Raw genomic sequence first — 13,541 nt, forward strand, 5'->3', positions numbered from 1 at the left:
CGCCACCGTGAAAGCCTATCCGATCAACCGTGTGTCCATCGTCATCCCGGTGTACAACGAAGAGGCCAGCCTGCCCGAGCTGCTGCGCCGCACCACTGCCGCCTGCGAACAGCTGGGCCGCGACTACGAGATCGTGCTGATCGACGACGGCAGTCGCGACAGCTCCGCCGATCTGCTCCAGGAAGCCGCCGAGGCTCCCGGCAGCCATGTGGTGGCGGTGATCCTCAACCGCAATTACGGCCAGCACGCGGCGATCATGGCCGGCTTCGAGCAGTGCCAGGGCGACCTGGTGATCACCCTCGACGCCGACCTGCAGAACCCGCCGGAAGAAATCCCGCGCCTGGTCGCAGAAGCCGCCAAGGGCTACGACGTGGTCGGCAGCGTGCGCCAGCAACGCCAGGACTCCGCCCTGCGCCGCTGGCCGTCGAAGCTGATCAACCTCGCCGTGCAGCGCTCCACCGGCGTGGCAATGAACGACTACGGCTGCATGCTGCGCGCCTACCGCGCGAGCATCGTCAAGGCGATGCTCGCCTGCCGCGAACGCAGCACCTTCATCCCGATCCTGGCCAACAGCTTCGCCCGCCAGACCAGCGAAATCCACGTCGCCCACGCCGAGCGCGAGCACGGCGAATCGAAGTACGACTTCCTGCGCCTGATCAACCTGATGTTCGACCTGGTCACCTGCATGACCACCTCGCCGCTGCGCCTGCTGTCCTTCGTCGGCGGCGGCATGGCGGTGGCCGGCTTCGCCTTCGCCCTGCTGCTGCTGGTGCTGCGCCTGCTGTTCGGCGCCGCCTGGGCCGGCCACGGTGTGTTCGTGCTGTTCGCCGTGCTGTTCATGTTCACCGGCGTGCAGCTGGTCGGCATGGGCCTGCTCGGCGAGTACCTGGGCCGCATGTACAACGACGTGCGGGCACGCCCGCGCTTCTTCATCGAACGCATCGTCCGCGCCGACGCGCCGCGTGCCCAGATGTCCACTTCCTCCCCTTCTTTCGAGTCCATCCAGCCATGACCCAGCAGACCATCGTCTTCGCCTATCACGACTTCGGCTGCGCCGGCATCGAGGCGCTGCTCGCCGCCGGTTACCAGATCGACGCCGTCTTCACCCACGCCGACGATCCCAAGGAGAATCGCTTCTACGGATCGGTGGCCCAGCTCTGCGCACGCCTGGGCATCCCGGTACATGCCCCGGAAGACGTCAACCACCCGCTGTGGATCGCGCGCATCCGCGAACTGCAACCGCAATACATCTTCTCCTTCTACTATCGCCACCTGCTCAGCGAAGAGCTGCTGGCCTGCGCCAGCAAGGGCGCCTACAACCTGCATGGTTCGCTGCTGCCGCGCTACCGCGGCCGCGCCCCGGCCAACTGGGTGCTGGTCAACGGCGAGAGCGAGACCGGCGTGACCCTGCACCGCATGGTCAAGCGCGCCGACGCCGGCGGCATCCTCGCCCAGCAGAGCGTCGCCATCGGTCCGGATGACACCGCACTGGTGCTGCACGGCAAGCTGCGCGAAGCCACCCGCGAGCTGCTCGCCTCCGCGCTGCCGCGCCTGGCTCGCGGTGAGTTGCAGGAAGTCGCCCAGGACGAATCCCGCGCCAGCTACTTCGGTCGCCGCACCCCGGCGGACGGCCAGCTCGACTGGCAGCGCCCGGCTCGCGAACTGCACAACCTGGTACGCGCCGTGACCCAGCCCTACCCCGGCGCCTTCGCCCCGGTGGGCGATCGCAAGCTGATCGTCTGGAGCTCGCGCGTGGTCGCCGGCAACAACGGCAAGGCGCCCGGTTCGGTGCTGGCGGTCGATCCGCTGCGTATCGCCTGTGGCGAAGACTCGCTGGAAATCCTCTCCGGCCAGCAGGGCGACAGCGGCCTGTTCCTCGCCGGCCCGCAGCTGGCCCGCGAAATGGGCCTGGTGGATGGCTCGCGCCTGCACGGCGCGGCCGGCAAGCCCAAGCGCAAGACCCGCGTGCTGATCCTCGGGGTCAACGGTTTCATCGGCAACCACCTCTCCGAGCGGCTGTTGCGTGATGGCAACTACGAGGTCTACGGCCTGGACATCGGCTCCGACGCCATCGAGCGCCTGAAGGGCAACCCGGACTTCCACTTCGTCGAAGGCGACATCAGCATCCACACCGAGTGGATCGAGTACCACATCAAGAAGTGCGACGTGGTCCTGCCGCTGGTGGCCATCGCCACGCCCATCGAATACACCCGCAACCCGCTGCGCGTGTTCGAGCTGGACTTCGAGGAAAACCTCAAGCTGGTCCGCTACTGCGTGAAGTACAACAAGCGCGTGATCTTCCCGTCCACCTCCGAGGTGTACGGCATGTGCACCGACGCCAACTTCGACGAGGACAAGTCCAACCTGATCGTCGGCCCGATCAACAAGCAGCGCTGGATCTACTCGGTCTCCAAGCAGTTGCTCGACCGCGTCATCTGGGCTTACGGCCAGAAGGGCCTGAAGTTCACCCTGTTCCGTCCGTTCAACTGGATGGGCCCGCGCCTGGACCGCCTGGATTCGGCACGCATCGGCAGCTCCCGCGCCATCACCCAGCTGATCCTGCACCTGGTGGAAGGCACGCCGATCCGCCTGGTCGACGGCGGCGAGCAGAAGCGCTGCTTCACCGATGTCGACGACGGCATCGAGGCGCTGGCGCGGATCATCGACAACGAGGGCAGCCGCTGCGACGGGCAGATCGTCAACATCGGCAACCCGGACAACGAAGCGAGCATCCGCCAGCTGGGTGAAGAGCTGCTGCGGCAGTTCGAGGCGCACCCGCTGCGCGACCAGTTCCCGCCGTTTGCCGGCTTCCGCGAAGTGGAAAGCCGCAGCTTCTACGGCGACGGCTACCAGGACGTGTCGCACCGCAAGCCGAGCATCGAGAATGCCCGTCGCCTGCTGAACTGGCAGCCAAGCGTGGAGCTGGCCGAGACCATCGGCAAGACTCTGGACTTCTTCCTCCGTGAGGCCCTGGCCGAACGTGCGGGCGGCTTGCCGCATGCCTTTCCGCTGAAGAAAAGCATCGCCTGATGAGAGCGGGACTGCGTATCGACGTCGACACCTACCGCGGCACCCGTGACGGCGTGCCGCGGTTGCTGGACATGCTCGACGAGGCCGAGGTGAAGGCGACCTTCTTCTTCAGCGTCGGCCCGGACAACATGGGCCGGCATCTGTGGCGCCTGATCCGCCCGCAGTTCCTCTGGAAGATGCTGCGCTCCAACGCCGCCGGCCTCTACGGCTGGGACATCCTCCTGGCCGGCACCGCCTGGCCCGGCAAGCAGATCGGTCGCGACCTCGGTCACCTGATGCGGCGCGCCCAGGACGCCGGCCATGAGGTCGGCCTGCACGCCTGGGACCACCACGGCTGGCAGGCCAATGCCGGCCGCTGGAGCGCTGAGCAGCTGGAACAACATATCCGTCGTGGCGTCGACACCCTCGCCGACATCCTCGGCAACCCGGTGGAATGCTCGGCGGTGGCCGGCTGGCGCGCCGACGAGCGCACCGTGGAAGCCAAGGAGCGCTTCGGCTTCCGCTACAACAGCGATTGCCGGGGCCGCTCGCTGTTCCGCCCGCGCCTGGCCGACGGCCGTGCGGGCATCCCGCAGATCCCGGTGGACATGCCCACCTTCGACGAGGTCGTTGGCCCGCAGGTGGCGCCGTCCGCCTTCAACGACTTCATCCTTTCCCGCTTCGACATGGACGCCTTGAACGTGTACACCATTCACGCCGAGGTCGAGGGCATTCTCATGGCCCACGACTTCCGCCGCTTGCTGGCCCAGGCACGGGCCGGCGGCATCCGCTTCGTTCCGCTGGGCCGGCTGCTGCCGGACGACCCGACTACCCTGCCCGTCGCCAGCCTGGTGCGCGGCGAACTGGCCGGCCGTGAAGGCTGGCTGGGGGTGCAGCACGCATGAAGCGCCTGGCCTACCCGGCACTGCTCGCCGCCTTCGTCCTGTGCATCCTGCTGCCGATGGCGTTCCACGGCCTGTGGATCCCCGATGAATCGCGCAACGCGCAGATCACCCAGGCCATGCTGCAGAGCGGCGACTGGGTTTCCCCGCACCTGCTCGGCCTGCGCTACTTCGAGAAGCCCACCGGCGGCTACTGGCTGATCGCGGCCAGCCAGGCGGTGTTCGGACAGAACCTGTTCGGCGTGCGCTTCGCTTCGGCGCTGGTCACCGCGCTGAGTACCCTGCTGGTGATACTGGTCGCCCGCCGACTGTGGAACGACCCGCGCCGCACCTGGGCTGCGGGCCTGCTGTACCTGAGCTTCGGACTGATCGCCGGGCAGGCTGGCTACGCCAACCTCGACCCGCAGTTCACCCTCTGCGTGAACCTCAGCATCGGCGCCCTGTGGTTCGCCTTCGACGCGACCAGCAGCCGTGGGCGCTTCGCCGCCTGGAGCCTGCTGGGCGCCGCCTGCGCCTTCGGCTTCATGACCAAGGGCTTCCTTGCCTTCCTGCTGCCGGTGATCGTCGGCCTGCCCTACGCCGTGCTGCAGAAACGCTTCGGCGAGATGCTGCGCTACGGGCCGCTGGCCGTGCTGGTGGCCGCGCTGGTCTGCGCCCCCTGGGTGCTGATGATCCACGCCCGCGAGCCGGACTTCTGGAACTTCTTCTTCTGGCACGAGCATATCCGCCGTTTCGCCGGCGACGACGCCCAGCACGGCCGCCCGTTCTGGTTCTTCGTCCCGCTGCTGTTCGCCAGCGCACTACCCTGGGCACTGCTGATCTTCCCGGCCCTGCGCAACGGACTCAAAGGCTGGCGCGACTCCAGGCTGCTGTTCCTGCTGCTGTGGTTCGCCATGCCCTTCCTGTTCTTCAGCCTGGCCAAGGGCAAACTGCCGACCTACATCATGCCCTGCTTCGCCCCGCTGGCCCTGCTGATGGCCGACGCCGTCGGGCGCGCCCTGCAGCAGCGCAGCCTGCTCGTGCTGAAACTCAACGGCGCGCTCAACCTGCTGCTGGGCAGCAGCGCCCTGGCCGGCCTGCTGTTCATGCAGGCCCGCCATCCGCAGTATCACGACGAACTGCCCAGCGTGCTGATGATCGTCCTGGTCTGCGCCGCCTGGCTGCTGTCCGGCCTGCTGCAACTGCTGCGCCCCAATCGCCTCTGGGCAGCGCCGGCGTTCGCGACCTGGCTGCTGGTGGCGCTGGTGCCCAACGCCATGCCGAACAAACTGGTCAACAGCAAGATGCCGGACCAGTTCATCGCCGAACACCTCGATCAGCTCCAGGGCGCCCGCAGCCTGCTGAGCAACGACCTGGGGGCGGCGACCTCGCTGGCCTGGCGCGCCCGGCGCAGCGACATCACCCTGTTCAATACCGAGGGCGAGCTGAAGTACGGCCTGGCCTACCCCGAAGGCCAGGGCCGCAGCATCGCGCCCAAGGACATACGCGCCTGGATCGACCGCGCCCGTGCCGAGGGTTCCATCGGCGTGGTCATGCGGGTCAACGACGACGCCGACGAAAAGGACCTGGCGCTGCTGCCCAGCGACGCCATCAGCTACCGGCAGAACCACCTGGTGGTGCTGCTGATTCCGCAGGCCAGCCCATGACGGCCCTGCTGCTGGCCTGCGTCTGCCTGCTGACCTGCATGGGCCAGCTGGCGCAGAAACTCGCCGTGGAAAGCTGGCGCGATGCACCGCTGGGCATCGCGGCAAAACTCTTCTCGCCCTGGCTGCTGCTGGCCGTCGCCTGCCTCGGCGGCAGCCTGCTGCTCTGGCTGCTGGTGCTGCAGCGCCTGGACGTGGGCGTCGCCTATCCGATGCTGAGCCTCAACTTCGTCCTGGTGACGCTGCTGGCTGGCCGTCTGTTCGGTGAGCGTATCGACGCGCGCCACTGGTTCGGCGTGGCACTGATCGTCGCCGGCGTCGCCCTGCTGGGGATGCATTCGTGAAGCGCGGCATCGCTTTCGCCCTGGGCAGCGTCCTGCTGGTGAGCGGCGCGCAGCTCGGCATGCGCTGGAGCGTGACGCGCCTGCCGTCGCACTGGCCGTTCGACCTGGCGCAACTCGACCTCGCCGCCCTGCTGGCGCTTGGCGGCGCGGTATTGGCCTACGCGCTGTCGATGCTCTGCTGGCTGCTCGCGCTGAAACACCTGCCACTGAGCCGCGCCTATTCGTGGCTGAGCCTGAGCTACGCCCTGGTCTACCTCGGCGCCGCCTTGTTGCCGGGGCTGGGCGAACCCCTGAGCCTGCCGCGCACCCTGGGCGTCGGCCTGGTGATTGCCGGCGTGATCGCGATCAACGCACCACGCCGGCCTGACAGAACAACCGTCATCAAACCTAGCGACGCTCGCTCCGAGCACGCGCAGTTCGACTGACCTCAATCCCGCTTCGAGTCCCTTTTCGGGAGAGCACATCATGAAAATCAGCGTATTCGGAATCGGTTATGTGGGCCTGGTGCAGGCCGCGGTCATGGCCGAAGTGGGCCACGACGTCCTGTGCATGGACATCGACGAGGACAAGATCGCCAAGCTCAAGCGCGGCCAGATCAGCATCTTCGAGCCGGGCCTGGCCGAGCTGGTGAAAGACAACCTGGAAGCCGGACGCCTGCGCTTCACCAGCGACGTCGCCGAAGCCGCCGCCCACGGTCGCGTACAGTTCATTGCCGTCGGCACCCCGCCGCTGCCCGATGGCTCGGCCGACCTGCGCGCCGTGCTGGCGGTGGCCGAAGGCATCGCCCGCCATCGCACCCAACCGGTGATCATCGTCGAGAAATCCACCGTGCCGGTGGGCACGGGTGACCGGGTGAAAGCCCAGGTGCTCGCGGTGCTCGCCGAGCAGGGTCGCAGCCTGGACTTCGAGATCGTCTCCAACCCCGAGTTCCTCAAGGAAGGCTCGGCGCTGGCCGACTGCCGCAAACCCGACCGCATCGTCATCGGCTGCGAAAGCCCCGAGGTGCTGGACGTGATGCGCGAGATCTACGAACCGTTCAACCGCAACCACGACCGCATCCTCAGCATGAACCTGCGCAGCGCGGAGCTGACCAAGTACGCCGCCAACTGCATGCTCGCCACCAAGATCAGCTTCATCAACCAGATGGCCGAGCTGGCCGAGCACCTGGGCGCCGACATCGAAGCCGTGCGCCAGGGCATGGGCGCCGACCCGCGCATCGGCTACCACTTCATCTACCCGGGCTGCGGCTACGGCGGCTCGTGTTTCCCCAAGGACGTCCAGGCACTGATCCACAGCGCCGATGAAGCACACTGCTCCAGCGACCTGCTGCGCGCGGTGGAAGCGGTGAACCAGCGGCAGAAGAGCAAGCTTTTCGAGCGCATCCGCAGCTACTACGGCGGCAAGCTCAAGGGCCGTACGTTCGCGCTCTGGGGCCTGTCGTTCAAGCCCAACACCGACGATATGCGCGACGCCCCCAGCCGCACCCTGATGGAAGCCCTGTGGGCCGCCGGTGCCAAGGTCCGCGCCTTCGACCCCGAAGCCATGCCCGAGGCGCAACGCCTGTACGGCCACGATGAACGCCTGACCCTGATGGGCACCCCGGAAGCCACCCTGGGCGGCGCCGACGCCCTGGTGATCTGCACCGAGTGGCGGCAGTTCAAGGCACCGGACTTCGACCTGGTGGCCAGCCGCCTGAAGGCACCGGTGATCTTCGACGGCCGCAACCTGTTCGACCCCGAGCGCGTGGCGCGCTACGGCTTCGAGTACTTCCCCATGGGCCGTGGCGACTCGCACCGCCTGCCGGTACCGGCGCAGGTCGTCGAACAACGCCCACGCCGTAGCGCCTGACCTGACGTAGGAGCGGACTCCGTCCGCGATGTCTCATCGGGCGCTCCGCGGGTTAGCCTGGCGCGTGGATAAGCCTATCGCGGACGGAGTCCGCTCCTACGCGCCCGCAAGTTCCGGTTCAACCCCGCCCCGGCGCCTGCTCGCCCATCACCATCATCGGCGCCGCCTCGCCACGCTTGAGCAGCGCATAGAGCACCCCGGTCACCACGCTGCCGATGGCAATTGCCAGCAGGTAGAGCAGCGCATGGTTCATCGCATTGGGAATCAGCAGCACGAATAGCCCGCCGTGGGGCGCCAGCAGCTTGCAGCCGAACAGCATCGACAGCGCACCGGTCAGCGCACCGCCGGCGATGCTCGCCGGGATCACCCGCAGCGGGTCCTTGGCGGCGAACGGAATCGCGCCCTCGGAGATGAAGCACAAGCCCAGTACCAGCGCCGCCTTGCCGGCCTCGCGCTCGCTTTGCGCGAACTTGCGCCGCGCCAGCAGCGTGGCGATGCCCATGCCGATCGGCGGGACCATGCCGCCGGCCATCACCGCCGCCATCGGTGCATAGCTCTGCGACGCGAGCAGGCCAACGGAGAAGGCGTAGGCGGCCTTGTTGATCGGCCCACCCAGGTCCACGCACATCATCCCGCCCAGCAGCAGGCCGAGCAGGATGGCATTGGTGGTGCCCATGCCGGCGAGGAAGTCGGTCAGCGCGCCCATCATCGCCGCCACCGGCGAGCCCACCACGTAGATCATCACCAGCCCGGTGAACAGGCTGGCCAGCAGCGGGATGATCAGGATCGGCTTGAGCGCCGCGACACTGGCCGGCAGCGGAATCCACTGGGCAATCGCCCGTGCCGAATAGCCGGCAAGCAGACCGGCGACGATGCCACCGAGAAAACCGGCACCCAGCGTGCTCGCCAGCAGCCCGCCGATCATCCCCGGCGCCAGCCCCGGACGGTCGGCGATGGACCAGGCGATGTAGCCGGCGAGCATCGGCACCATCAGCTTGAATGCTGCGTCGCCACCGATCTGCATCAGCGCCGCCGCCAGCGTGCCCTGCTCCTTGAACGCCTCGATGCCGAAGACGAACGACAGCGCGATCAACAGGCCGCCAGCCACCACCATCGGCAGCATGAAGGACACGCCGGTGAGCAGGTGCTTGTAGACGCCGCGCGCTTCACTTTTCGTCGGCGCCACGCTGCCGCCGGCAGACGAAACGGACTCCGCCGTCGCTTCCTGCAACGCGCGCTCGATAGTCGCTTGCGGCTGCTTCAACGCAACGCCCGTACCACAACGGAAGATGCGCTTGCCGGCAAAGCGCTCGGGGTTCACCTCGATGTCCGCCGCCAGCAGGACCACGTCGGCAGCAGCGATTTCCTCCGCACTCAACGGATTGCGCGCGCCCACCGAGCCCTGGGTTTCCACCCGCAACTCGATACCCATCTGCTGCGCTGTCTGCTGCAACGCCTCGGCCGCCATGAAGGTGTGCGCCACACCGGTCGGGCAGGCGGTCACCGCGACGACTTTCGCCGCGCGCTGCACGGCGGCAGGTGCGCTTGAGGACTCACCGGGCTGCCAGACCTGCGCCTCTTCCTGCGCGCGCTGAAGGAAGGCGGCAGGCTCGGCCAGCGCTTCGGCAGGCCGTGCCTGAACCAGCCGCTTGCCGACGAAGCGCGAGAGATCCTGCGGCTGCGCGCTGACCACCAGCACCCAGTCAGCTGCGGCAATCTGCCCTTCACTCAACTGACGTTCGGGATGCTGCGGGTCGCGCTGCTCGACACACACCGACCAGCCCAGGCGTTCGGCCGCCGCACGCAGCAGGCGGGCGCTGAGTACACTGGCTATCTGGCCGTTGGGGCAGGCTGTGATCAGGGCAAGGTTCATCGTCATACCTCTTGTTGTTCTATCGCTCAGGGCTGGCACGGCGCCAACGCCTGAACCTGCACCGCGTCCTCGATGCGCTTGAGTCGCTGCGCATCGCCGATGCCGAACTGGAACTGGGTGACCGCCAGCGCGGCCACCGCCGTCGCCTGGCGCAACACGCGCTCGGCCGGCCAACCGGCGAGCAGGCCGTGGACCATGCCGGCCAGCAGCGAATCGCCAGCGCCTACGGTGCTGGCCACCTCCACCTTCGGCGGAACCGCTTGCCAGGCACCTTGCGGGCCGAACCAGCGCACGCCCTCGGCGCCCTGGGAAAGCACTACGTGCTGGATGCCGCGCGCGCGCAGCGACTCGACCTGGGCAAGCCGCTGCGCCTCGCTGTCGGCGGGTTTTCCACAGGCCTCGCCCAGCTCCTGGTCGTTGGGCTTGATCAGCCAGGGCGCGGCCTCGATGCCGGCCCGCAGGGCCGCACCGCTGCAATCGAAGGCGACCTTCAGCCGGTGTCCTTGCAGGCGCAGCAACAACTCGCGCAACCACTGCGGATCGATGCCGCGCGGAAGGCTGCCGGCAACGATGGCGATGTCGAAATCGGCGGCGATCAGGTCCAGGCGATCCAGCAGCGCATCCTGCTGGCTCGGGCTGACCTCCGGGCCAGGACCGTTGATATCGGTGATACGGCCGCTGCCTTCGGCGATCTTGATGTTGCGCCGCGTCTCGCCCGGCACGCGAACAAAGGCATCGACGAACCTGCGCCGACGGAACAGCGCCTCGAACGGCAGCGCATTGTCAGCGCCGAGGAAACCGCTGACGGTCAGCGAATGGCCCAGGTCGGCGAGCACCTGGGCGACGTTCAGGCCCTTGCCGGCCGCCTGGCTGAGTGCCGATTCGCTGCGGTTCACCTCGCCGGGCTCCATCTGCGGCAGGCGCACGGTGAGGTCCAGCGCCGGGTTCAGGGTCAGGGTGAGAATCCGGGTCATCAGTGCACCTCCGGCAGTGCGAGGGTCACGCTCTGGCGCACGTCCGCCGCTGAGCACAGGGTCAGTGCCGCTTGCGCCAGCTCGCGGGAAGTCGGCAGGTCCAGTTCGCGTACCCGCGCTTTCACCAGCGGAATGCTGCGCGCCGAGACGCTCAGCTCGTCCACGCCCAGGCCGACCAGCAAGGGCACCGCCAGCGGGTCGGCGGCCAGCTCGCCGCACACGCCCACCCACTTGCCGTGGGCATGCGCCGCGCGCACCGTCATGTCGATCAGTTGCAGCACCGCCGGGTGCAGGCCGTCGGCCTGGGCGGACAGGCTCGGATGGCCACGGTCGATGGCCAAGGCATACTGGGTCAGGTCGTTGGTGCCAATGCTGAAGAAATCCACCTCGCGCGCCAGCACCGGCGCCAGCAGCGCGGCGGACGGCACCTCGACCATGATGCCGAGTTGCAGATCATGCTCGCCGCCCAGCTCCGCACAGAGTTCGTGGGTCAGGTCGCGGGCCTGACGCCACTCCTCCACCTGCCCGACCATGGGAAACATGATGCGCAGCGGGCGGCCGGCGGCGGCGCCCAGCAAGGCACGCAGCTGGGTACGGAAAATCTGCGGACGCTGCAGCGTCAGACGCACGCCACGGATACCCAGGTAAGGGTTGCTTTCCTCGGGAATCGGCCAGTAGGGCAGCGGTTTGTCGCCCCCCACATCGAGGGTACGGGCCACCAGCGGACGCCCCTCCAGGGCATCGAGGACGCGACGGTATTCGATCTCCTGGGTCACCTGGTCCGGCGCCTGGGGGCTGTCCATGAAGACGAACTCGGTGCGCAGCAGGCCCACGCCTTCCGCGCCCAGCTCCACGGCTTTCACCGCCCCGGCAGTGTCGCCAAGGTTGGCGCAGACCTCCACGGCATGGCCGTCGCGGGTCACCGCCGGTTCATGACGGCGAGCCTCGGCCTGCGCAGCGCGGCGCTCGCGCAAGTCGCGCCGGGCGGCAGCGCCGTGCAGCGTTTGTGCATCGGGGGCGACTGTCAGCTCGCCCTTCTCGCCGTCCACCAGCAAGGCCGTTCCGGACTCCAACGCCAGCACGCGCTCTCCGGCGCCCACCAGCGCGGGAATACCCAATGCCCGGGCAATGATCGCGCTGTGCGAGGTGGCACCGCCGCGCGCGGTAACGATACCGGCGACCCGCTCCGGGTCGAGCCGCGCCACGTCCGACGGGCCGACTTCATCCATCACCAGGATGTAGGCTTCGCCAGGCTCCAGCGCGCTTTCCACGCCACACAGGCGCGCCAGCACACGCCGCCCCACATCGCGCAGGTCCGCCGCACGCTCGGCCAGCAGCGCATCGCGCAGGGCCTCCTGCTCGCCGGCCACACGCTCGATCACCTGGCTCCAGGCCGCTTCGGCGCTGGCACCTTCGACCAATCGCGCCTGCACCTCGTCGAGCAGTTCGGGGTCGTCCAGCAAGGCCTGGTGGGTGACGAAGATGTCGCGGATCGCCTTGACCTGGCTGCGTTCCACCAGGCTGTCGATCTCCTCGCTGATAGCAGCACGCGCCGCATCCAGTCGCTGCCGCTCGGCTTCCGCGGACTCGCCGCGGGCAGCGAACTCGAAAGCACGAACCACCTGTACGTAGGCCGGCCCATGGGCAATGCCCGGCGAGGCCGGGATAGCCTGGAGCTGCGCGCCAGCTTCGGGAGCTCGCACGGCCTGCGCCTCCGGCTCGTCCGGCTGCACGCTTTCGACGCTCGGCTCGATGCTTTCCGGCAGCGGCTCGACCTCTTCGCCCAGGCCCTGTTCCACGGCCGTGCGCACAGCGGCCAGTGCGGCTTCGGCAATCTCCGGCTCGGCAAAGAACTCCAGCATCTGTCCGCGTCGTGCGCCAAGGCTGAGCAGCTTGCTCAGGCTGCGGATCGACACCGCAGCGCTTTCGCCCTCGGCGAGGCGCACGCGGATTTCCCCGCTGAAGTCCCGCGCCAGCAGCATCAGCACCTGCGCCGGGCGCGCGTGCAATCCATGCGGGTTGGCCAGCGGCACGCGGATGCTCGGCCAGTCCACCGGCAACTCCCCGCCCAGCGCTTCCAGCATCGGGCGAACAGAGGTAGCGCTCGCCAGCTCGGCAGCCCGGCCATCCACCAGCAGGTCGCACAGACGCGCGAACACTACCTCGTGGGCGTCGCCCTGGCGGGCCAGGCAGAACAGGCCACGCACCGGCTGGCCGGCGTGGCTGAGCTCGCGCACCGGGGTGACGAAGACCAGCCCGGGGCGAGTGACGCATTGCTCGCTGTCCTGCCACCAGAGCCCACCGCCCAGCGGCAGGGCTTCCTGGTCATGCAGCGCGGCGGCGAAGCCGGGCACGACGCAGCCGGCCTTCTTCAGGCGGCGGGCGCCAACCAGCGCCAGCTCGTCGAAGTCCTCGGCGGCAACGCCCAGCCCGACCAGGTGCTCATCGAACAACAGCGGCTGCGGCGCTCCGCCTTGCAGCAACTGGATCAGGTCATCCGGCTGCTGCGCCGCGCGCAATGCCGCGCCCACTTCGCCGTCGCCCAGCGCACGGGTCAGCAGCTGCAGCAGGCGCAGGTGTTCGTCGGATTTGGCCGCGATGGCAATCGCCAGGTGCACGGTCTGCCCATCGCCCCACTGCACCCCCTCGGGGAAGTGCATCAGGCGTACGCCGGTGCGTTGCACCAGGTGACGGGTTTCCGGGGTGCCGTGGGGGATGGCGATGCCCTGCCCAAGGTAGGTGGAGCCTTGTGCCTCGCGGGCCTGCAAGCCAGCCAGATAGCCTTCGGCGACCAACCCATCGTCTTCGAGGACAGCGCCAAGCATGACCAGGGCGGCCTGCTTGTCGGCAGCGCGCTGGCCCATGCGGACCTGCTGCGCGTTGAATTCGAGCATCGCATTCTCCTCACCGGCGTTCGCGCACGCCGGCGCTGGGGCGGTTATCCGCTT

Annotated in this window: 10 protein-coding genes; 7 read left to right on the plus strand and 3 right to left on the minus strand. The window is 68.3% G+C overall.

The genetic code is table 11. The features are described from left to right. Positions 1–7: 7 nt before the first annotated feature. From arnC to N5C91_RS18080, 7 genes are read left to right on the plus strand one after another with little or no spacing between them, the layout of a single operon-like run. Positions 8–1,012 carry an undecaprenyl-phosphate 4-deoxy-4-formamido-L-arabinose transferase gene (arnC, locus tag N5C91_RS18050; RefSeq protein ID WP_279830992.1) on the plus strand — a complete coding sequence of 335 codons (1,005 nt, stop codon included), beginning with the start codon at positions 8–10 and terminating at the stop codon, positions 1,010–1,012. Then, the gene (gene arnA, locus N5C91_RS18055) at positions 1,009–3,030 is read left to right on the plus strand and encodes a bifunctional UDP-4-amino-4-deoxy-L-arabinose formyltransferase/UDP-glucuronic acid oxidase ArnA (protein ID WP_279830993.1); all 2,022 of its coding nucleotides are present in this window, start codon (positions 1,009–1,011) and stop codon (positions 3,028–3,030) included. The genes arnC and arnA overlap by 4 nt, the downstream gene beginning before the upstream one ends. Continuing rightward, positions 3,027–3,914 carry a 4-deoxy-4-formamido-L-arabinose-phosphoundecaprenol deformylase gene (arnD, locus tag N5C91_RS18060; protein WP_279831052.1) on the plus strand — a complete coding sequence of 296 codons (888 nt, stop codon included), beginning with the start codon at positions 3,027–3,029 and terminating at the stop codon, positions 3,912–3,914. Before arnA ends, arnD begins: the two co-directional genes overlap by 4 nt. Next, the gene (arnT, locus tag N5C91_RS18065; RefSeq protein ID WP_279830994.1) at positions 3,911–5,557 is read left to right on the plus strand and encodes a lipid IV(A) 4-amino-4-deoxy-L-arabinosyltransferase; all 1,647 of its coding nucleotides are present in this window, start codon (positions 3,911–3,913) and stop codon (positions 5,555–5,557) included. The genes arnD and arnT overlap by 4 nt, the downstream gene beginning before the upstream one ends. Further along, a complete protein-coding gene (arnE, locus tag N5C91_RS18070; protein ID WP_279830996.1) occupies positions 5,554–5,898 on the plus strand; it encodes a 4-amino-4-deoxy-L-arabinose-phosphoundecaprenol flippase subunit ArnE in 345 nt (114 codons plus the stop codon). The genes arnT and arnE overlap by 4 nt, the downstream gene beginning before the upstream one ends. Continuing rightward, the gene (gene arnF, locus N5C91_RS18075) at positions 5,895–6,323 is read left to right on the plus strand and encodes a 4-amino-4-deoxy-L-arabinose-phosphoundecaprenol flippase subunit ArnF (protein ID WP_279830998.1); all 429 of its coding nucleotides are present in this window, start codon (positions 5,895–5,897) and stop codon (positions 6,321–6,323) included. The genes arnE and arnF overlap by 4 nt, the downstream gene beginning before the upstream one ends. A gap of 40 nt (positions 6,324–6,363) precedes the next feature. Further along, the gene (locus N5C91_RS18080; RefSeq protein ID WP_279831000.1) at positions 6,364–7,746 is read left to right on the plus strand and encodes a UDP-glucose/GDP-mannose dehydrogenase family protein; all 1,383 of its coding nucleotides are present in this window, start codon (positions 6,364–6,366) and stop codon (positions 7,744–7,746) included. 118 nt (positions 7,747–7,864) lie between these two features. Here the strand turns inward: N5C91_RS18080 and N5C91_RS18085 are convergent, their stop codons facing one another. The 3 genes from N5C91_RS18085 to ptsP are packed head-to-tail and all read right to left on the minus strand — an operon-like array spanning position 7,865 to position 13,487. Further along, a complete protein-coding gene (locus N5C91_RS18085; RefSeq protein ID WP_279831001.1) occupies positions 7,865–9,619 on the minus strand; it encodes a PTS fructose-like transporter subunit IIB in 1,755 nt (584 codons plus the stop codon). A gap of 26 nt (positions 9,620–9,645) precedes the next feature. Further along, on the minus strand, positions 9,646–10,593 hold the full coding sequence (gene pfkB, locus N5C91_RS18090; RefSeq protein WP_279831002.1) for a 1-phosphofructokinase: 948 nt from the start codon (positions 10,591–10,593) through the stop codon (positions 9,646–9,648). Next, the gene (gene ptsP / locus N5C91_RS18095; RefSeq protein WP_279831003.1) at positions 10,593–13,487 is read right to left on the minus strand and encodes a phosphoenolpyruvate--protein phosphotransferase; all 2,895 of its coding nucleotides are present in this window, start codon (positions 13,485–13,487) and stop codon (positions 10,593–10,595) included. Before ptsP ends, pfkB begins: the two co-directional genes overlap by 1 nt. Between the last annotated feature and the right edge of the window lie 54 nt (positions 13,488–13,541).

Source organism: Pseudomonas sp. GD03903 (genome assembly GCF_029840045.1).
GTDB lineage: Bacteria > Pseudomonadota > Gammaproteobacteria > Pseudomonadales > Pseudomonadaceae > Pseudomonas > Pseudomonas pseudonitroreducens.

Bases quoted from the DNA above. Each gene is read 5' to 3' on its own strand.
- arnA (WP_279830993.1), top strand. From the start codon at position 1,009: ATGACCCAGCAGACCATCGTCTTCGCCTATCACGACTTCGGCTGCGCC.
- arnT (WP_279830994.1), top strand. From the start codon at position 3,911: ATGAAGCGCCTGGCCTACCCGGCACTGCTCGCCGCCTTCGTCCTGTGC.
- arnE (WP_279830996.1), top strand. From the start codon at position 5,554: ATGACGGCCCTGCTGCTGGCCTGCGTCTGCCTGCTGACCTGCATGGGC.
- N5C91_RS18080 (WP_279831000.1), top strand. From the start codon at position 6,364: ATGAAAATCAGCGTATTCGGAATCGGTTATGTGGGCCTGGTGCAGGCC.
- N5C91_RS18085 (WP_279831001.1), bottom strand. From the start codon at position 9,619: ATGAACCTTGCCCTGATCACAGCCTGCCCCAACGGCCAGATAGCCAGT.
- pfkB (WP_279831002.1), bottom strand. From the start codon at position 10,593: ATGACCCGGATTCTCACCCTGACCCTGAACCCGGCGCTGGACCTCACC.
- ptsP (WP_279831003.1), bottom strand. From the start codon at position 13,487: ATGCTCGAATTCAACGCGCAGCAGGTCCGCATGGGCCAGCGCGCTGCC.